Annotated in this window: 17 protein-coding genes; 9 read left to right on the top strand and 8 right to left on the bottom strand. The window is 70.1% G+C overall.

Annotated elements, in window-relative coordinates:
• Window positions 1–95: 95 nt before the first annotated feature.
• The 4 genes from AB0I51_RS24995 to AB0I51_RS24980 all read left to right on the top strand — a co-directional run bounded on the left by AB0I51_RS24995 (window position 96) and on the right by AB0I51_RS24980 (window position 5961).
• Window positions 96–779 carry a response regulator transcription factor gene (locus AB0I51_RS24995; RefSeq protein WP_362978631.1) on the top strand — a complete coding sequence of 228 codons (684 nt, stop codon included), beginning with the start codon at window positions 96–98 and terminating at the stop codon, window positions 777–779.
• A gap of 1 nt (window position 780) precedes the next feature.
• On the top strand, window positions 781–3327 hold the full coding sequence (locus AB0I51_RS24990; RefSeq protein WP_362978629.1) for a sensor histidine kinase KdpD: 2547 nt from the start codon (window positions 781–783) through the stop codon (window positions 3325–3327).
• A gap of 53 nt (window positions 3328–3380) precedes the next feature.
• On the top strand, window positions 3381–4826 hold the full coding sequence (locus AB0I51_RS24985; RefSeq protein WP_362978627.1) for a glycoside hydrolase family 43 protein: 1446 nt from the start codon (window positions 3381–3383) through the stop codon (window positions 4824–4826).
• A 91-nt stretch (window positions 4827–4917) separates the two neighbouring features.
• Window positions 4918–5961: an endo-1,4-beta-xylanase gene (locus tag AB0I51_RS24980; RefSeq protein ID WP_362978625.1), complete on the top strand. Its 1044-nt coding sequence runs from the start codon at window positions 4918–4920 to the stop codon at window positions 5959–5961.
• Window positions 5962–6054: 93 nt separating this feature from the next.
• Here the strand turns inward: AB0I51_RS24980 and AB0I51_RS24975 are convergent, their stop codons facing one another.
• Window positions 6055–6246 (bottom strand): DUF5999 family protein, encoded by a 192-nt coding sequence (locus tag AB0I51_RS24975; protein WP_362978623.1) that lies wholly within the window; start codon window positions 6244–6246, stop codon window positions 6055–6057.
• Between the two features lie 284 nt (window positions 6247–6530).
• Window positions 6531–7115 (bottom strand): hypothetical protein, encoded by a 585-nt coding sequence (locus AB0I51_RS24970; RefSeq protein ID WP_362978621.1) that lies wholly within the window; start codon window positions 7113–7115, stop codon window positions 6531–6533.
• A 524-nt stretch (window positions 7116–7639) separates the two neighbouring features.
• Here AB0I51_RS24970 and AB0I51_RS24965 point away from each other — a divergent pair.
• Window positions 7640–9157, top strand: coding sequence for a glutamate-cysteine ligase family protein (locus AB0I51_RS24965; protein WP_362978619.1), 1518 nt, complete (start codon window positions 7640–7642; stop codon window positions 9155–9157).
• 12 nt (window positions 9158–9169) lie between these two features.
• Here AB0I51_RS24965 and AB0I51_RS24960 read toward each other — a convergent pair whose 3' ends face one another.
• Window positions 9170–10957: a substrate-binding and VWA domain-containing protein gene (locus AB0I51_RS24960; RefSeq protein WP_362978617.1), complete on the bottom strand. Its 1788-nt coding sequence runs from the start codon at window positions 10955–10957 to the stop codon at window positions 9170–9172.
• A 139-nt stretch (window positions 10958–11096) separates the two neighbouring features.
• Between AB0I51_RS24960 and AB0I51_RS24955 the strand changes: the two genes are divergently transcribed.
• On the top strand, window positions 11097–11897 hold the full coding sequence (locus AB0I51_RS24955; RefSeq protein WP_362978615.1) for a type II CAAX endopeptidase family protein: 801 nt from the start codon (window positions 11097–11099) through the stop codon (window positions 11895–11897).
• 28 nt (window positions 11898–11925) lie between these two features.
• Here the strand turns inward: AB0I51_RS24955 and AB0I51_RS24950 are convergent, their stop codons facing one another.
• The 3 genes from AB0I51_RS24950 to AB0I51_RS24940 all read right to left on the bottom strand — a co-directional run bounded on the left by AB0I51_RS24950 (window position 11926) and on the right by AB0I51_RS24940 (window position 14610).
• Complete coding sequence (locus AB0I51_RS24950; RefSeq protein ID WP_362978613.1) at window positions 11926–12738, bottom strand: PhzF family phenazine biosynthesis protein; 813 nt, start codon at window positions 12736–12738, stop codon at window positions 11926–11928.
• Window positions 12739–12821: 83 nt separating this feature from the next.
• On the bottom strand, window positions 12822–13490 hold the full coding sequence (locus AB0I51_RS24945; protein WP_362978611.1) for a methyltransferase domain-containing protein: 669 nt from the start codon (window positions 13488–13490) through the stop codon (window positions 12822–12824).
• A 211-nt stretch (window positions 13491–13701) separates the two neighbouring features.
• Window positions 13702–14610, bottom strand: a complete 909-nt coding sequence (locus AB0I51_RS24940) for an aminoglycoside phosphotransferase family protein (protein WP_362978609.1) — start codon at window positions 14608–14610, stop codon at window positions 13702–13704.
• 108 nt (window positions 14611–14718) lie between these two features.
• On the opposite strand from AB0I51_RS24940, the gene AB0I51_RS24935 reads away from it, so the two are divergent.
• The gene (locus AB0I51_RS24935) at window positions 14719–15345 is read left to right on the top strand and encodes a PadR family transcriptional regulator (RefSeq protein WP_362978607.1); all 627 of its coding nucleotides are present in this window, start codon (window positions 14719–14721) and stop codon (window positions 15343–15345) included.
• A 105-nt stretch (window positions 15346–15450) separates the two neighbouring features.
• On the opposite strand, the gene AB0I51_RS24930 is transcribed toward AB0I51_RS24935, so the two are convergent.
• Both AB0I51_RS24930 and AB0I51_RS24925 read right to left on the bottom strand, forming a co-directional pair.
• The gene (locus AB0I51_RS24930) at window positions 15451–15879 is read right to left on the bottom strand and encodes an SRPBCC family protein (RefSeq protein ID WP_362978605.1); all 429 of its coding nucleotides are present in this window, start codon (window positions 15877–15879) and stop codon (window positions 15451–15453) included.
• Window positions 15880–16039: 160 nt separating this feature from the next.
• A complete protein-coding gene (locus tag AB0I51_RS24925; protein WP_362978603.1) occupies window positions 16040–16207 on the bottom strand; it encodes a hypothetical protein in 168 nt (55 codons plus the stop codon).
• A gap of 219 nt (window positions 16208–16426) precedes the next feature.
• Here AB0I51_RS24925 and AB0I51_RS24920 point away from each other — a divergent pair, with 219 nt between their 5' ends.
• A complete protein-coding gene (locus AB0I51_RS24920) occupies window positions 16427–16978 on the top strand; it encodes a Clp protease N-terminal domain-containing protein (RefSeq protein WP_362978601.1) in 552 nt (183 codons plus the stop codon).
• 88 nt (window positions 16979–17066) lie between these two features.
• Entirely contained in the window at window positions 17067–18071 is a 1005-nt protein-coding gene (locus AB0I51_RS24915; RefSeq protein ID WP_362978599.1) for an EamA family transporter, read from the top strand.
• Window positions 18072–18154: the final 83 nt, after the last annotated feature.

The raw sequence follows: 18154 nt of genomic DNA, 5'->3' as shown, positions 1-18154 counted from the left end.
TTACGCGACCGGCAGGGGAGTCGGCGGCCCGGGGGAGATCCCGGCGCCGCCGACTCGCGCCGCCATGCCAGGGACCACACGAAAGGCACACCCCCATGACACGGGTGCTGGTGGTGGAGGACGACCCGCAGCTCGTACGGGCCCTCGTGATCAATATGCAGGCCCGCCAGTACGGCGTGGACGCGGCCCCCGACGGTGCCACCGCGCTCCGGCTGGCGGCGGCGCGTCAGCCGGACGTCGTGATGCTCGACCTCGGGCTGCCCGACATGGACGGTGTCGACGTCATCAAGGCGCTGCGCGGCTGGACCCGGGTCCCGATCCTGGTGCTGTCGGCCAGACAGGCCTCCGACGAGAAGGTGGCTGCCCTCGACGCGGGCGCCGACGACTACATCACCAAGCCGTTCAGCATGGACGAACTCCTGGCCCGGCTGAGGGCAGCCGTCCGCCGCGTCGAGGACGTGCCGTTCGCCCCGGCGACCACCTTGGTCACCACCGACGACTTCACCGTCGACCTGCTCGCCAAAAAGGTCACTCGCGCCGGACACGACATCCGGCTCACGCCCACCGAGTGGCATCTGCTGGAGATCCTGATCACCAACCCGGGCCGCCTCGTCACCCAGAAGTACCTGCTGCAGGAGGTGTGGGGGGTGTCCCAGAGCAACAAGACCAACTATCTCCGGGTCTACATGGCCCAGTTGAGAAGGAAGTTGGAGGGGGACCCGTCGAGCCCCCGCTATCTGATCACCGAGCCCGGTATGGGCTACCGCTTCGAAGGATGACATGGGACGCGGCAAGCTCCGGATCTACCTCGGCGCGGCACCGGGCGTCGGCAAGACGTACGCGATGCTGTCCGAGGCACACCGCCGAATCGAGCGCGGCACCGACTGCGTGGTCGCGTTCGTCGAGCACCACAACCGGCCGCGCACCGAGGTGATGCTGCACGGCCTGCAGGAGATCCCGCGCCGCGAACTCGCCTACCGGGACACACAGTTCACCGAGATGGACGTCGACGCGGTCCTCGCCCGTCATCCCGAGGTGGCCCTCGTCGACGAACTCCCGCACACCAACATCCCCGGCTCCCGCAACACCAAGCGCTGGCAGGACATCGAGGAACTGCTGGCGGCGGGCATCGACGTGGTCTCGACCGTCAACATCCAGCACCTGGAGTCCCTGGGCGACATCGTCGAGTCCATCACCGGGGTGCGCCAGCAGGAGACCGTGCCCGACGAAGTCGTCCGCCGCGCCGACCAGATCGAACTCGTCGACATGTCCCCGCCCGCGCTGCGGCGCCGGATGGCACACGGCAACATCTACAAACCGGACAAGGTCGACGCGGCGCTGTCGAACTACTTCCGCCCCGGAAACCTCACCGCCCTGCGGGAGCTGGCGCTGCTCTGGCTCGCCGACCGGGTCGACGCCTACCTCCAGGAGTACCGCAGCGAACACCGCGTCTCGGCGATCTGGGGATCCCGCGAACGGATCGTCGTGGGCCTCACCGGCGGTCCGGAGGGACGCACGCTGATCCGACGGGCCGCGCGCCTCGCCGAAAAGGGCGCGGGCGGCGAGGTGCTGGCGGTCTACATCTCCCGCAGCGACGGCCTGACCTCCGCGTCCCCGAAAGAACTCGCCCAACAGCGCACCCTCGTCGAGGACTTGGGTGGCACCTTCCACCAGGTCGTCGGTGAGAACATTCCGGTGGCGCTGCTGGACTTCGCGCGGGGAGTGAACGCCACCCAGATCGTCCTCGGCGTCTCCCGCCGCAAGGGCTGGCAGTACGTCTTCGGGCCCGGCGTCGGCTCGACGGTCGCCCGGGACTCGGGACCCGACCTCGACGTCCACCTGATCACCCACGACGAGGCGGGCAAAGGGCGTGGACTGCCCGTGAACCGGGGCGCGCGGCTCGGGCGGGCCCGCATCGTCTGGGGCTGGCTGGCCGGTATCGGCGGCCCGCTGCTGCTGACCTGGCTGCTGAGCGGTGTCGCGCCCGAAGTGGGCCTGGCCAACGACATGTTGCTGTTCCTGTCGCTGACCGTGGCGGCGGCCCTGCTCGGCGGGCTGTTCCCCGCGCTGGCCTCGGCGGCGGTCGGATCGCTGCTGCTGAACTGGTACTTCACGCCGCCCGTGCACACCTTCACCATCGCCGACCCGAAGAACATCGTCGCCATCGCGATCTTCGTGGCCGTCGCGGTGTCCGTCGCCTCGGTGGTCGACCTGGCGGCCCGGCGCACCCACCAAGCGGCCCGGCTGCGCGCCGAGTCGGAGATCCTCTCCTTCCTCGCGGGCAATGTGCTGCGTGGTGAGACCAGCCTGGAAGCGCTCCTGGAACGGGTCCGGGAGACCTTCGGCATGGAGTCGGCCGCCCTGCTGGAGCGCGCCGGCGACGTCGAGCCCTGGACCTGCGCGGGCAGTGTGGGCCCGCGTCCCTGCCAGAACCCCGAGGACGCGGACGTCGACGTACCGGTCGGCGACCACATGGCACTCGCCCTCTCCGGCCGGGTGCTCCCCGCCGAGGACCGCCGCGTTCTGGCGGCCTTCGCGGCACAGGCCGTCGTCGTACTCGATCGCCGTCGCCTGCGCGAAGAGGCCGAGCAGGCCCGCGCGCTGGCCGAGGGCAACCGCATTCGCACGGCCCTGCTGGCCGCCGTGAGCCATGACCTGCGGACACCCCTCGCCGGTATCAAGGCGGCCGTCACCTCGCTCCGTTCCGAGGACGTCGCCTGGTCGGACGAGGACCGGGCGGAGCTGCTGGCCGGCATCGAGGACGGCGCCGACCGCCTGGACAACCTCGTCGGCAATCTCCTCGACATGTCCCGCCTGCAGACCGGCACCGTCACCCCGATGATCCGCGAGGTCGATCTCGACGAGGTCGTCCCGATGGCGCTGGGCGGAGTCCCCGAGGACACCGTCGAACTGGACATCCCGGAGACACTGCCCATGGTGGCCGTCGACCCCGGGCTCCTTGAACGGGCCGTGGCCAACCTGGTCGAGAACGCGGTGAAGTACAGCCCGGACGCAACTCCCGTACTGGTCAAGGCGAGTGCCATCGCGGACCGCGTCGAGATCCGCGTGGTCGACCGCGGCCCAGGCGTCCCCGACGAGGCGAAGAACCGCATCTTCGAGCCCTTCCAGCGCTACGGCGACGCCCCGCGCGGCGCCGGAGTCGGCCTCGGTCTCGCGGTCGCCCGCGGCTTCACCGAGGCGCTCGGCGGCACGCTCAGCGCCGAGGACACACCCGGTGGCGGCCTCACGATGGTCCTCAGCCTGCAACTCGCCCCTGCAAGCGACCTTGCCCCCGCCGAAGGATCCACCTACAGTCCGGCTCCGTAAGGTTCGTCGAGCGGCCCGAAACTTTCGAACGGGCCGGACGGAGGGGCTGACACATGCGGACGTACGACAACCCGGTCATCGGCGGGTTCCATCCGGACCCCAGCGTGTGCCGGGTCGGCGAGGACTACTACCTCGCGTGCTCCAGCTTCGAGTACTTCCCCGGCGTCCCGCTCTTCCACAGCCGGGACCTGGTGCACTGGCGCCAGATCGGCAACGTCCTCGACCGGCCGGGGCAGTTGGACCTGCCGGACGACACTCCCGCCTCGGCCGGCATCTACGCCCCGACCCTCCGCCACCACGACGGCCGCTTCTACCTGATCACCACCGATGTGAGCGGCAAGGGCAACTTCATCGTCACCGCCGACCGGCCCGAGGGTCCCTGGTCGGACCCGGTGCTCGTCGACGTGCCCGGTATCGACCCCGACCTGGCCTGGGACGAGGACGGGAACTGCTGGTGTGCCGTGGCCGGAGTCAAAGTGGCCCGGATCGACCCGACGACCGGCAAGGTCCTGGAGGGCCCGCTCCCGATCTGGTCCGGCACCGGACTCCAGCATCCGGAAGCCCCGCACCTCTACCGTGTCGGCGACTGGTGGTACCTGATGCTGGCCGAAGGAGGCACCGCACACGGCCACAGCGTCTCCATCGCCCGCGCCCGCTCCCCGCGCGGCCCCTACGAACCGGCCCCGGCCAACCCGATCCTCTCCCACCGCAGCACCGACCTCCCCATCCAGAGCACCGGCCACGCCGACCTGGTCACCGCCCCCGACGGCACCTGGTGGATGGTGCTGCTCGGCACCCGGCCCCGGGGCTGGTTCCCCGGCTTCCACGTCCTGGGCCGCGAGACGTTCCTGACTCCGGTGGAGTGGGTGGACGGCTGGCCCCGGGTCGGCCCGGTACGGGAACAGCACCCGGCGCCGGAGGCCTGGCACCCCTTCCAACTTCCGCCGGTACGCGACGACTTCGACGCCCCGACCCTCGCCTTCTCCTGGATCTCCCCGCGCAACAGGCCGGACGGCAGCTGGTCGTTGTCCGAGCGTCCGGGGTGGCTGACCCTCGACGCGCAGGCCGGCCCCGCCTTCCTCGGACGCCGGCAGCAGCACCCCGACTGCCGGGCGGCGGTCCGCATCGATCCCGGCTCCGGGCGCGCCGGACTCTCCGTCCGCATGGACGAGGCCCATCACTACGACATCGAGGTCACCGCGGGAGTGGTGAGTGTGATCGCGGAGATCGGCCCGGTACGCCGGCGGGTCGCGGAGCAACCGGTGCCGCCCGGCCCGGTCACCCTCACCGTCGCCATCAGCACCGTCGACACCGGCACGCGCGGCCCCGACACCCTCGGCTTCTTCGTCGAGGGGCCCGAAGGAGCCGTGGAACTCGCCGAGTTGGACGGCCGCTATCTCTCCACCCAGGTCGCCGGAGGCTTCACCGGCCGCGTGATCGGGATGTACGTCACCGAGGGCACGGCGGCCTTCGACTGGTTCGACTACGAACGGCAGTAGCACAACTTTCTGGATGGATTCCGAAAGTTTCGACCCTCACCGGCACGGGCGCCACCCGACGTACTGCTCATCCATGGACAGGAGTCGCACCATGCCCAGAAACAGACTGAGACTCGCGGGCGCCCTCACCGCCCTCCTCCTCGCCACGGGGATCGCCGGCGGTCCGCCCGCGCAGGCCCAGGAGAAACGGCCCACTCTCGCCCAACTCGCCGAGCGCCACGGCCGCTACTTCGGCAGCGCCACCGACAACCCCGAACTGACCGACACCGCGTACACGTCGATTCTCGGCAGCGAGTTCGACATGATCACCCCCGGCAACGGTATGAAGTGGTATGCCACCGAGCCCCAGCAGGGCGTCTTCGACTGGACGAACGGCGACCAGATCGTTGACCTCGCCCGCGCCAATCACCAGCGGGTACGCGCCCACACCCTGGTCTGGCACAGCCAGTTGCCCGACTGGCTCACGTCCGGGACCTGGACGGCGGACGAGCTGAGAGCCGTACTGAAGAAGCACATCACCACCGAGGTACGGCACTACCGCGGCAAGGTCTACTCCTGGGACGTCGTGAACGAGGCCTTCAACGAGGACGGCACCTACCGCGACACCCTCTGGTACCGGACGCTCGGCCCCGGCTACATCGCCGACGCGCTGCGCTGGGCCCATCAGGCCGACCCGCACGCGAAGTTGTACCTCAACGACTACAACATCGAGGCGACCGGCCCGAAGAGCGACGCCTACTACGCCCTGGCCAAGCAACTCAGGGCCGGGCACGTTCCGTTGGACGGCATCGGGCTGCAGGCGCACCTGGCTCTCCAGTACGGCTATCCGGCGACCCTGGAGGACAACCTCCGCCGGTTCTCCCGCCTCGGGCTCGACACCGCGCTCACCGAGGTCGACGTCCGGATGCAACTCCCGGCGACCGACGCCAAGCTGGCGGAGCAGGCCGACTGGTACCGGGACCTGACCGGGGCGTGCCTCGCGGTGCGCCGGTGCGTGGGTGTGACCGTATGGGATTACACGGACAGGTATTCGTGGATTCCGGCGTTCTTCCCGGGGGAGGGCGCGGCTCTTCCGTGGGACGAACAGTTCGTGCCCAAGCCCGCCTATTTCGCGCTTCGGGAGGCGCTCGGATAGCGTTCGACTACGCGGAGTGATCGGTCCCGGATATGCGTCGGGGCCGGTGCGCACCGAAGTGTGTGCGGCCGGCCCCTCATGTTCCTGAAATGCTCAAGCGGCAGTCGTCACCTGGCGGTGCGGGGCGATGATCTGGCCGTCGGGCAGGAGTTCACCCGTGTCCTCGAACAGGAGGACGCCGTTGCACAGCAGGCTCCAGCCCTGCTCCGGGTGGTGCGCCATGAGGCGGGCGGATTCCCGGTCGGCGGATTCGGCTGTGGGACACGGCGGCTGGTGCTTGCACATTGGTGGGATCTCTCGCTCTGTTGTGGTCATGTCCGTCCCCCGTGGTGTTGAGTTGGTCCGAACCCAGTGTTGCCCCACGGGCGTCAATCCGCAGGGATTTGGCGGCACCACTTCTCACAGGTTGATGACGCATCACCCGCGCGGACGGTTCATCCCAATTCCCTGCTCGTACGAGCCTTTTCCTGCTCGTGCGAGCGTTACGAACATAAAGAGGATCGGAAACGCGATCGTACCCCGCCACCGGGAATTCGGCGGCGGGGTACGGGGGTGACTGCGGAGAGAAGTCAGGCGGGTGAGCCGAGTAGTGGCGCCGGAGTCACCCGATGAGTCAGTACCGGCAGCAACTCGGCGACCCGGTGCGGACGGTGGGCCGCGATGCCGGGGGGTGCCGGGGCCAGTGGGACCAGCAGATCGGCGGCGGCGGGGTGGCTGCCGGCGCCGTCCGCGGTGAGATCACCGTGCAGCCACAGCGTGAGCATGTAGAGCCTGGGCACGGACAGCAGGCGCGGCTGGTAGGCGCCCTTCATGGTCTCTGCCTGGCGCAGCGCCCGCTCCGTCGCGGCGATGTAAGGACCCTCGAAGAAGTGCGAGAACGCCCAGCCGTCGGGGGTCAGCATCGTCTCGGCGGCGGCGACCGCGCGGTCACCGCAGCGGATCAGGAAACGCCACCCGGCCAGCGAGGTGACGGCCGTCCCCTCCGGCGTGACACGGTCCAGTACATGGACGGGCAACGGGAGTTCGGGTGTGGCGGGCCCCTGGGCCGCGCGCAGGGATGGTGTTCGGGCCTCGCGGACGGCGGTGGGGGAACCGAGTGCCGTGAGAACGGAGCGCAGTGCGGGCGCGGGAGCCGGGGGGACATGCAGCGGCATGGTGGGTCGCCTCTCATTCGACAGGCACGGTGGCGCGAGGGCGGGACGGGGGCGGACGGCGCTGTCAGCTCTCGGGGTCAGAGAGGCGGGGGCCGAGGTGCTGTGAACATGGGTACGGCCTGCCGCACGTCACCTCGACGGCAGGTTCCAGGACTGTGGCGCCAACCTTCTGCCTTGTTCGCGGAGTTTATACGACACGTGTTCTGACGGTGTTTCGTCTAACCGTTTCCCGTATGAACAACAAGGGGCCATTCGGCCAGCGATTCGCGGGAATCATCCCGGTTCCGAACCGGGGAAACGGCGATGACCTCGGGATATGTCACCCGTGCGGTCGGCCAATTCTCGTCGGCGTTTTTCACGAGGCCCTCATTGTGTGCGGAACCCCGCAGTGCCCCATGCCTCGTGAATGTGCCGCGGGTCACTTCGGACCAGAGTAGCGGGCGCCGGGCCGCCGCGGGACGTTATCGATCGCCAGGTCTGGGCATCATCCTTCCTGACCCGGGACGAGGAGGAGGTGACGCATCGTGGGGGAGAAGGTCGTGGCAGGGCCGTTCGAGCTCGCCGACCGCCAGCGCTACCGCGCCAAGCTGCGGCGGTGTCTGACGGGACTGGAGCGGCTGCTGGCCGAGAAGCGGTTCGACCGCCCCAAGAACCTCATGGGGCTGGAGATCGAACTCAACCTCGCCGGCGCCGACGGTATGCCGAAAATGTTGAATGCGCAGGTTCTCGAACGCATCGCGAGTCGAGATTTCCAAACAGAACTCGCCATGTTCAATCTGGAAGTCAACATTGCCCCACACCGATTGGAGGGCCGGGTATTCGACCGGCTCGCCGAGGAGATCCGTACGTCCCTGGCATATGCCCATCGGAAAGCGGGGGAGCTCGACGCCGGAATAGTGATGATCGGCATTCTGCCGACCCTCGACCGGGACGACCTGGTCTCCTCGAACCTCTCCGCGGTCGACCGCTACACCCTGCTCAACGATCAGATCGTGGCCGCCCGGGGCGAGGATTTCGTCCTCGACATCGACGGCGTCGAGCACCTCACCTGCACCTCGGGATCCATCGCGCCCGAAGCCGCCTGCACCTCCGTGCAGTTGCACCTCCAGGTCACCCCGGACCGTTTCGCCGACGTGTGGAACGCGGCCCAGGCCGTCGCCGCCGCCCAGGTCGCGGTGGGCGCCAACTCGCCCTTCCTGTTCGGCCGTGAGCTGTGGGCCGAGTCCCGCCCGCCGCTCTTCCAGCAGGCCACCGACACCCGACCGCCCGAACTCCAGGCCCAGGGCGTCCGCCCACGCACCTGGTTCGGCGAGCGCTGGGTCACCTCCGCCTACGACCTCTTCGAGGAGAACCTCCGCTACTTCCCGCCCCTCCTCCCGGTCCACGACGACGAGGAACCCCTCGACGTGCTCGACGCGGACGGCATCCCCACCCTCGCCGAACTCGTCCTGCACAACGGCACGGTGTACCGCTGGAACCGGCCCGTCTACGGCATCGCCGACGGCGTCCCGCACCTGCGTGTCGAGAACCGCGTCCTGCCCGCGGGCCCCACCGTCACCGACGTCATCGCCAACACCGCCTTCTACTACGGCGTCGTCCGCGCCCTCGCCGACGAGTCGCGACCGGTGTGGACCCGGCTGCCCTTCGAGGCCGCCGCCGCGAACTTCGACACCGCGTGCCGCCACGGCATCGACGCCCGCCTGCTCTGGCCCCGGCGCGGACGGCTCGGCGGCACCACCGAGATCGACGCGGTGGCCCTCGTACGCGACGAACTGCTGCCGCTCGCCGAAGCCGGTCTCGACGCATGGGGGGTCGAACCGGCCGACCGGGACCTGTACCTGGGCGTGATCGACGAACGCTGCCGGCGCCGGACCAACGGCGCGACCTGGCAGTCCGCCACGTTCCACCGGGCCCTCGAACAGGGCCTCACGAGGGATGCCGCGCTGGCCGCCACCACCCGCCGCTACAGCGAGCTGATGCACCTCGGCGACCCGGTCCACACCTGGCCGGTGGGCCTGCCGGAACCGGCACCGCTGGGGTGAACAGCCGTTGTTTCAGCCCGTGTTGGCCGAAGCACCCGCCGCGCCCGCCGCCACGATGGCCTGGAGGATCACCGACTGGATCTGGGCGGGGTTGCTCACCTCGTGGCCCGAGCCGCCGGTCGCCTCGGCGATCTGCCGGGCCTCCTCCTTGTCGGCCTCCGGACCCACCGCGATCATGATCAGCGGCACCGGCCGCTCAGGGCTGGCGAGTTGGCGCAACTGCTTGAGCAGCGTGGTGCGCGAGATGCTGCCCGGGTCCTGGTTGACCCCGTCGGTCAGAATCACCAGCGCGTTGAACTTCCCGTCCGCATAAGAGGAAGTGGCCGCCCTGTACGCGGCGAGCGTGGTGTCGTAGAGCCCCGTCGCCCCGTTCGGCACCGGCTTCAGACTCCCGAACGCCGCCGACAGCCGGTCCCGTTGGGTGCCGCTGCCCACACGGTCGCCGAGCCGCTCGGTCGGCACCAGGACGCGGTAGTCCTTGTCGCCGTCGAGCTTCGTGGAGAAGTCCCAGAGACCGATCTCGTCCTCGGGCGTGAACGTGGCCAGCGCCTGCAGCAGCGACGCCTTGGTGACGTCCATCCGCGACTGCCCGGTCCCCGGCACCGTCTCCGACATCGACGACGACGCGTCCACGACCGTGGTGATCCGCGCGCTCTGCACCGTGATCGTCCAGGTCCCCAGCGCCTCCTGGAGCGCCGCGTCGGAGGCCGGCTCGGCCGGTGCCACGGCGTACGGCTGCGGACTGCTCCCGCCCGCGTTGGCGACCACCGCCTCCGGCGCGTCCTCGTCACCGGTGCGGAAGCCGTACTTCTCCATCAGCTTCTGCTGCGCGGGCCGGCTCAGATACGTCATGAACCGGATCGCGGCCCGGCTCTCGTCCGTCGTCAGCCGCTCCCGGTCCACCAGGTTGTACGGATAGTCCAGCCGTGGGGAGCCGTCCTTCGGATAGAACAGGTCGAGACTCCTGCCGCCGTCGGCCGAGGCGTTGTACGCGAACGCCGACTGCTCGCTCAGCACCAGCGCCTGGTTCCGCTTCGGATTGCCCTGCTCGGTGCCCGAGGAGTCGCGCGGCAGGGTGTCCAGGACCTGGCTGTCGGTGTCCGAGATCCGCTGTGACAGCGTCTTCATCATCGCCGCCGCCTGCGTGTCACCGCCCTTGACCTTGGCGGCCGCCGTACTGAGCTGCGTCAGCGCGAGCAGCCCGGTCGCGCTCCGCGCCGGATCGGCCGCCCCCAGCCGCAGCGAGTCGTCCTGGAGGGTGGCCCCGGCCAGGTCCAGCCAGGTGTACGTCTTCTTCGGCCACCCCAGCGACTTCGCGGCGGCCGGGACCATCGCCACGCCGACCGGGGTGGAGGCGACGTTGCCCGCGGGCGTCGCCTCCGTCGCGTCCGAGTCGGCGGCCGACGTGACCTGGTTCACCCACAACTCCGAGTCGGGCACCCACACCTGGAAGTCCGGGTGCTTGCCCGACTTGAGTGTGTCCGCGAACTTGTACGACTCCTGGGCGGTCACCGAGATGTTCAGGCACTGCCCGTCGGACGTGATGTTCTCCTCGCGCGCCTGTCCGGCCGCCGCGCGCAGGGCGGGGGCCATGTCGGGGGAGACGGCCAGTTTCAGCCGTACCGCGTCCTTGCGGCAGGAGGAACCGAAGGAGAGCAGTCCGCTCTGCACCGCGACCGCGGTACCGCCGGCGACCGTCAGCACGAGCACCGTGGCGAGGGCCACCTTGCGGCGCCGCGCGCGAGGACGGGGGTCGCTGCCGCCCGCCCGGTGCGGATCGGGCAAGCTGTGACGTCCCATGACGGTGGTGCCCCTCCCTGTTGAACCTCGTGCCTCCGTCTCCCCCAACGGCCTGTCGCGCACGATCTTCGTAAGTTCATTCGAGACCCTAGCGGGGCGAAGATGGGCATGAGGCGGGATTTCCGAACTGAAGGCAGGTGTGCAGGTGGAGGCAGGTCAGGTGGCCGAAACTTTTCCGCTGGAGCAGCCCACACGGCGGATTCTCCGGTCCGAGACACTGCTCGTTCTGGGGCTTTCGCTCGGTGCGAGCGGAGTGTCCGCCCTGATCAGCTTTGTCGGATCGGTCACGAAACCGGGCGGTCTCAAGGATCAGGCGGCCACCCTCAACGCCTCGGCCGCGCCAGGCCGTCCATGGCTGGATCTCGCCTGGCAGCTCTTCGGAATCGCGTCGGCCCTCGTTCCCGTCGCCCTCGTCGCGCACTTCCTCCTCAGGGAGGGGGAGAGCCTGCGCACGATCGGCTTCGACCGCACCCGACCCTGGCCCGACCTGGGCCGCGGCGCGGCGATCGCGGCGGTGATCGGCAGCACCGGCATCGCGTTCTACCTGGCCGCACGGGGTCTCGGCTTCAACCTCACGGTGGTGCCCGAGGCGCTGCCCGACGTCTGGTGGAAGTACCCGGTCCTGATCCTCTCCGCGATGCAGAACGCGATCCTCGAAGAAGTGATCGTGGTGGGCTATCTTCTGCGCCGCCTGGGCCAGTTGGGCTGGACGCCGGGCACCGCGCTGGTGGCCAGTTCCGTACTGCGCGGCAGCTACCACCTCTACCAGGGCATCGGCGGCTTCGTCGGCAACATGGTGATGGGCGTGGTCTTCGTCTACCTGTACCGCCGTTGGGGCCGCGTGGGCCCCCTGGTCGTGGCGCATTCCCTGCTCGACATCGGGGCGTTCGTCGGCTATGCGCTGCTGGCGGGCAAGGTGGGCTGGCTGCCCACGGCGTAACTGCCGTGAAGGACAGGCGTGTTGCGTCCTAGGCGAGCAGCTTGCCGTCGATGACCGTGACCGCCCGCCCGGTCAACAGGGTCCGATCGCCCCGTAGTTCGGTACGGACGAGCCCGGACCGGGGCGAGGCCTGAAGCCCGGTGAGGACGGTGCGCCCGAGCCGCTCGGACCAGTACGGAGCCAGCGCCGTGTGCGCGCTGCCGGTGACCGGGTCCTCGTCGATGCCGACGTTCGGGAAGAAGCAGCGGGAGACGAAGTCGTAGCCCCGCGTGGGGTCTTCGGCGCGGGCGGTGGCGATGATCCCGCGCTCGGAGCAGGCGGCGAGCGCCTTGTGGTCGGGCGTCAGTCCTACGACGGTCTTCTCGTCGGCGAGTTCGACGACGAGGTCGCCGACGTTCGGCCCGGTGTCGACGGCGGTCAGCGCCTCGGCGCCCAGGGCCTCGGCGACCCCGTCCGGGATCTCGACCGGGGTGAGCGGGGCCGTCGGGAAGTCGAGGGTGATCGACCCGTCCGGTGCCGGCGTGGCGCTGAGCACACCACTGCGGGTGGTGAACCGCACGGTGCCCTCGTGGACGCCGGTGGTGTGCAGCACATGAGCCGTGGCGAGGGTCGCGTGTCCGCACATCGCGACCTCTGTGGCCGGCGTGAACCACCGCAGCGCCCAGTCGGCCGCCCCGCCCTCGGGCAGCCGGTGCGCGAACGCCGTCTCGGCGTGATTGACCTCCAGCGCGACCTGCTGCAGCCAGTCGTCGCCCTCCGGGAAGGCGTCGAGAAGCACCACCCCGGCCGGGTTCCCGGTGAAGGGGCGGTCGGTGAACGCGTCGACGATTCGAATCCGCATGCTCCGACGCTAGAGGGTCTCCGGCCTGCCGGACCAAGGCCAATTCGGGGGCAGTGGACCGATTCGGTGGCCCGAAGCGGTCGCTAGGCCGGCAAGGGGTGCTCCGGTTTCCGGGCCAGGAAGGTGGCGTACGTCCTCTTCGAACCCGCGGTGGGCTCCTGGATCAGCCGGGCGGTGATCGTGAGCCCGGCCCGCTCCAGCAACCCGGCGATCCGCTCCGGCGGGAGCAGATGGGACTCGTAGGACACGGGATGCCCGCCGTACGCCTGTGTCGGGCGCCGGAGTTCGCCCTCTCCCACGTGCCCGGCCAGCATCAGATGGCCGCCGGGCGCGAGCGTGCGGTGGAACTCGCGGAACACGACGGGCAGTTGTTCCGGCGGGGTGTGGTGCGTGGAGTAGTAGGCAAGGACGCCGCCCAGTTCACCGTCGCCGATCTCCGGCGCGGTCATCGAGCCCACGGTGAAGGTCAGGTCCGGGTGGGCGCGGCGGGCCAGTTCGATCATCCCCGGGGACAGGTCGATGCCGAAGACGGGCACCCCCAACTCCGCCAGATACGCGGTGACTCTGCCGGGCCCGCACCCCAGGTCCGCCACCGGGCCGAGCCCCGCCGACCGCACGGTCTCCGCGAAGGCGGCCAGCATCGCCCGTGACAGCGGGTCCAACTCGGCCGGATCCTTGACGAGTTGGACGTAGTCGGCGGCGACGGTGTCGTACGACTCCCGGATCGCGGCGAGGTAGGAGGGGTCGGTCATGCGGGCGACTTTAGGGGAGTGGGCCGCGACCACGAGAGAGGGGACGTGACCGAAGGGGCGGAAGGGGTGGGCGGACCGGCAGGGCGCGTCGAGTCCCCGGCCGGCGCTGTCTCCACCGACCTCGACCACGCCTGGGTGTCGGCCCGACACGGGGAAACGCGCTGCTCCGTCGCGCGAATTCGACGACCGGCACCACCGGTGGGAACGACCGTCAATCCGTCGACTCCAGAATTCGGTCCAGCGTCCTGCGCCCCATGCCGCTCATCGTCGGGTTGGTCTCGACGTAGTACCAGACGAGACCCATCGCCTGCTCGAACGCCCATGCCTTGCCGCGCTCCCATTCCAGGTCGTCGCAGGCCAGTGTGCGGCGGAGTACGTCCCGCGGGCCCGGCTGCAGCAGGTGCCAGGCGCCGACCAGGTCCAGCGCGGGGTCGGCCGGCCCGAAGCCGCCGGTGTCGAGCACGCCGCTGAGCCGGTCTCCGGCGACCAGCACATTGCCGGGAATCAGGTCACCGTGGCTCATCACGTCGGCAGCCGTGCGCGGCAGTAGGCGGAAGCGGCTCCAGAGCCGGCGCAGCCTGGGCACGTCGAGCAGTTCCTCGCTCTCCTCGAAGCACTGCGCCATCCAGTCGTCGTGGTGGGAGAGGACGCCGCCGCGATTGTCGCCGTCGAAGACCCGCCCCCGTGTCTCGGCGCCGCGCATGGCTGCGATGAAGGCCGCGAGGTCCTCGGCGAAAACGTCCGAGCAGCCGGGGTCGGCGTCGATGGCGATCGTTCCCGGCAGCCAGGTCTGGACCGACCACGGCATGGGGTACCCCGCTCCGGGCCTGCCCAGGGCGACGGGTTCCGGGACGGGGAACGGGGACACCTGTGCCAGCTCCGCGCTCGCCCGGGCTTCGCGTTCCAGAACCGCCAGCACCTCGGCGGCGTCGGCCGGACGCAGCGGGAAACGTGCGGAGAGGTCGTCCCCGATGCGGAAGATGGAGTGGACCGTCCCCGTCGACGGCAGGGGTCGGACCGCCCGGCCACTCCACTGGGGGAACTGCTCCTGGATCAAGGCCGTGACGGTTTCGCTGGTCACGTCCACCTGGTCGACATGCATGGTCGTCCAGTTATCCATGCGCCCGGGTCCGGATCAACCAAGTTTTTTCCGGGGCTTGCCGACCGAACAGTTCCGATATATCGTTGACGCATCGCGACAGATCAACGATGGAATGGAGTGATTGCGATGCGTACCCACGGACACGAGCGTGGACATGGACAGGAAGGCCACCCCCGGCGTGGCTGGGGCGGCCCCGACGGGCGGCGTGCGGCTTTCGGACCCTTCGGGCCCGGCGGTCCGGGCGGACCCGGCTTCGGACCGGGCTTCGGCCCCGGCCCCTGGGGCGGACGAGGGCGCGGCGGACCGCGGGGCAGGGCGCGGCGCGGCGACGTACGCGCGTCGATCCTCGCCCTCCTCAAGGACCGGCCGATGCACGGCTACGAGATGATCCAGGAGATCGCCGAGCGCAGCGGCGGCGCGTGGAAGCCGAGCCCCGGCTCGGTCTACCCCACCCTGCAGCTGCTGGAGGACGAGGGCCTGATCGCCAGCGCGACGGAGGGCGGCAAGAAGCTGTTCTCGCTCACCGACGCCGGCCGCACCGCGGCCGAGGAAGGTCCGGACGCACCCTGGGAAGAGGCTTCCCGAGGTGTCGACTGGGAGGCCCTGAGCGAGATCCGGCAGGCCGGCTTCGGTCTGATGGAGGCCTTCGGCCAGGTCTGGAAGACCGGCAGCAAGGAGCAGCGCGAGAAGGCGCTGAGCGTCATCAACGACGCCCGCAAGAAGCTGTACCTGATCCTGGCCGACGAGGACTGATGTCCTCGGGGTCGGAGAGGGCAGCAGGTCAAGGCGCCCCACGGGAGTTCCGTGGGGCGCCTTCCCTGTGCGCGTTCCCGTTCCTGCGGTGCCCCGGTGCCTTCCTCAGGCCACCAGCCCGCCCAGTTTGCGCAGCGATTCGTTCAGGGCGGCCGTCCCCGAGTCCTTCAGCTTGCCCGCCATCAACGTCACCGCCGCACCCGTGAACTCGCCGTCGATCCGGACCGTCGTGGCGTCGCCGTCGGGGGTGAGTGTGTAGCGCGTGGCGACGTTCACGGCCATCGGGCCCTTGCCGCGGATGGCCAGCACCCGGGCCGCCTCCACCTCCTCGACGGTCCACTCGACCTCCGCGGGGAAGCCCATCAGCTTCATGTTCTCCTGGAAGGTCGCGCCCGTTTCGAGGGTCTCGGGGCCGCCCTTGGGGAAGTTGGTGTGGGTCGTGTTCCACTCGCCGTACGCGGACCAGTCCGTTAGCTGGGTCCACACCTTCTCGGCCGGGGCCTCGATGCGTGCCTCCGCGCTGATTTCGGCCATACGGCCACCTCTTCCTGTCGGGCTACGGTGCTGTCGGGCTACGGTGTCGCGGAACGTAGCCGCAGGGCGCGCAACATTCAATACTGATGAACCGTCAGGAAGTGTCCGCAGCAACCGCGTTCGGAACGGACCGACCTCGCCGGTGTCGGTTTTGTCGGCCTCAGCCCACGTGCCGTATCACCGCCGCGTCGAACAGGTCCCACGCGCGCGGGTGGGCGCTCTCGTCGTGGCAGTGCCACGCGTCCCAGAACAGGTCGGCGGGCAGTGCGTCCTCCGGGGCGTACACCCGGTACACGTACTGCCTGCCGTCGACCGCCGGCAACGCCACCAGCCAGCACCTGCTCTCCACGTTCGAGAAAGACGTACGCCCGGTGCAGAGCGGTTGCGCACGGGGCGCGCGGCAGGGCGGCGCGCGCCTCTCGGGGTTGAGGCGCGTGATCTCATCCGTAAGGAGGAGATCCCGCCGCCCAGGGTCCACTCTGTGTGGGATGCCGAAATGCTCCCCTCCGGGGATGCCCTCAATGCGGGGGACTGATGGGGTAAGAGCGTGCAACCCCGTATTCCCAGGCAGTCGAACCGCGAGCAGGGCATTCACCGCGCGGACAACGATGCCAGGCTCAGTGCAGAGCTGGCAGCGGTGGTGGCGGGTGCCCGCCGCCGGGCCCTGCGGGACGGGGACCGGCAGATCGACACGGCCCATCTGCTGCACAGCCTCCTGGAGTCGGACGCCGAGGCGCGTGCCGTCTTCGGCGACGGCCCCCAGATCGCCCGACTGCTCGGCTACCTGGTGCAGCGCAGCATCGGCTACGGCCTGCGTTGGCAGGGCAGCGTCGAGGACTCCGGCGCGATTCCCGTGATCCCGGTGGCGGACGGCTGGTCTCCGCTGGCCGCGGGCGCCCTGGAGCACGCCTGCGAGCGCGCCGAACTCCGCGACGGCGACCTGGCGGGCGGCATCGACCTCCTCGCCGCGCTTGTCGCGGAACCCGAGGCCCGCGCCGTCGAGGTGCTCCACCGCGCGGGCATCGAGTCCCCCGAGGTACTGGTGTGGATCGAGAGCCGGCCGGGGGCGTACGTGGCGGGCGGCGAGACGGGCTGCTGATCGAGCCGGTGACCGACCGCGCGGCGGCCGTCCACGCGCTGAGACAGGTGTCAACAAGGGTGACGCTCATGTCATCGCCTGCCATCATGTGGCCGTGCATACGTCTGAGAGCAGTGCCGCCGGTGGTGCGAAGGGTGTCGGGCTCGGTCTGGCGCTCGGGTCCGCGCTCGCCTTCGGAGGATCCGGAGTCGCGGCCAAACCGCTGATCGAGGCGGGCCTCGACCCGCTGCACGTGGTGTGGCTGCGGGTGGCCGGCGCCGCCCTGGTGATGCTGCCGCTCGCCGTGCGCCACCGCGCGCTCGTCCGCCGCCGCCCCGCACTGCTCCTCGGCTTCGGACTGCTCGCCGTCGCAGGCGTCCAGGCCTGCTACTTCGCCGCGATCTCCCGCATACCCGTCGGCGTCGCCCTGCTCGTCGAGTACCTCGCACCCGCCCTCGTGCTCGGGTGGGTCCGGTTCGTGCAACGGCGTCCGGTCTCCCGCGCCGCCGCGCTGGGCGTGGTCCTCGCGGCCGGCGGCCTCGCCTGCGTCGTCGAGGTGTGGTCGGGCCTGAGCTTCGACGCCGCCGGCCTGCTGCTCGCGCTCGCTGCCGCCTGCTGCCAGGTCGGCTACTTCGTCCTGTCCGACCAGGGCAGCGACGCGGGCACCGAGGCACCCGACCCGCTCGGCGTGATCGCCTACGGCCTGCTCGTCGGCGCCCTTGTACTGACCGCCGTGGCCCGCCCCTGGACCATGGACTGGTCCGTCCTCGCGGGCGACGCCCACATGAACGGCAACCCCGTCCCGGCCGCCGTCCTGCTCGCCTGGATCGTCCTGGTCGCCACGGTCCTGGCCTACGTCACCGGAGTCGTCTCCGTCCGCCGTCTCTCCCCACAGGTCGCGGGCGTCGTCGCCTGCCTCGAAGCGGTCGTCGCGACGGTACTGGCCTGGGTCCTCCTCGGCGAACACCTCTCCGCCCCTCAGGTCATCGGCGGTGCGGTCGTCCTGCTCGGCGCGTTCGTCGCCCAGTCCTCGGCCCCGACGAAGGGTTCGGAGGAACCGGTCGCGACCGGGGGCCCCGAAAGGGAGTTGTCCCGCCGAGGAACGGCTGCCTAGGCTGCTGATCATGCATCGGAACGCGCTCGTTCTTCCGCCGCCGGCCGCCTGAGGCGGGCCTCCGGATTCCACGCCCGGCACCG

The sequence above is a fragment of the Streptomyces sp. NPDC050549 genome, from assembly GCF_040655035.1.
In the GTDB taxonomy this organism is placed as follows: domain Bacteria; phylum Actinomycetota; class Actinomycetes; order Streptomycetales; family Streptomycetaceae; genus Streptomyces.
The sequence above is the reverse complement of the archived record's forward strand: the minus strand, read 5'-3'. Positions and strand labels throughout refer to the sequence as shown.

Excerpts from the sequence above, each read along its gene's own strand:
- AB0I51_RS24995 (WP_362978631.1), top strand. The coding sequence starts at position 96 with ATGACACGGGTGCTGGTGGTGGAGGACGACCCGCAGCTCGTACGGGCC.
- AB0I51_RS24990 (WP_362978629.1), top strand. The coding sequence starts at position 781 with ATGGGACGCGGCAAGCTCCGGATCTACCTCGGCGCGGCACCGGGCGTC.
- AB0I51_RS24985 (WP_362978627.1), top strand. The coding sequence starts at position 3,381 with ATGCGGACGTACGACAACCCGGTCATCGGCGGGTTCCATCCGGACCCC.
- AB0I51_RS24980 (WP_362978625.1), top strand. The coding sequence starts at position 4,918 with ATGCCCAGAAACAGACTGAGACTCGCGGGCGCCCTCACCGCCCTCCTC.
- AB0I51_RS24975 (WP_362978623.1), bottom strand. The coding sequence starts at position 6,246 with ATGTGCAAGCACCAGCCGCCGTGTCCCACAGCCGAATCCGCCGACCGG.
- AB0I51_RS24970 (WP_362978621.1), bottom strand. The coding sequence starts at position 7,115 with ATGCCGCTGCATGTCCCCCCGGCTCCCGCGCCCGCACTGCGCTCCGTT.
- AB0I51_RS24960 (WP_362978617.1), bottom strand. The coding sequence starts at position 10,957 with ATGGGACGTCACAGCTTGCCCGATCCGCACCGGGCGGGCGGCAGCGAC.
- AB0I51_RS24950 (WP_362978613.1), bottom strand. The coding sequence starts at position 12,738 with ATGCGGATTCGAATCGTCGACGCGTTCACCGACCGCCCCTTCACCGGG.
- AB0I51_RS24945 (WP_362978611.1), bottom strand. The coding sequence starts at position 13,490 with ATGACCGACCCCTCCTACCTCGCCGCGATCCGGGAGTCGTACGACACC.
- AB0I51_RS24940 (WP_362978609.1), bottom strand. The coding sequence starts at position 14,610 with ATGGATAACTGGACGACCATGCATGTCGACCAGGTGGACGTGACCAGC.
- AB0I51_RS24935 (WP_362978607.1), top strand. The coding sequence starts at position 14,719 with ATGCGTACCCACGGACACGAGCGTGGACATGGACAGGAAGGCCACCCC.
- AB0I51_RS24930 (WP_362978605.1), bottom strand. The coding sequence starts at position 15,879 with ATGGCCGAAATCAGCGCGGAGGCACGCATCGAGGCCCCGGCCGAGAAG.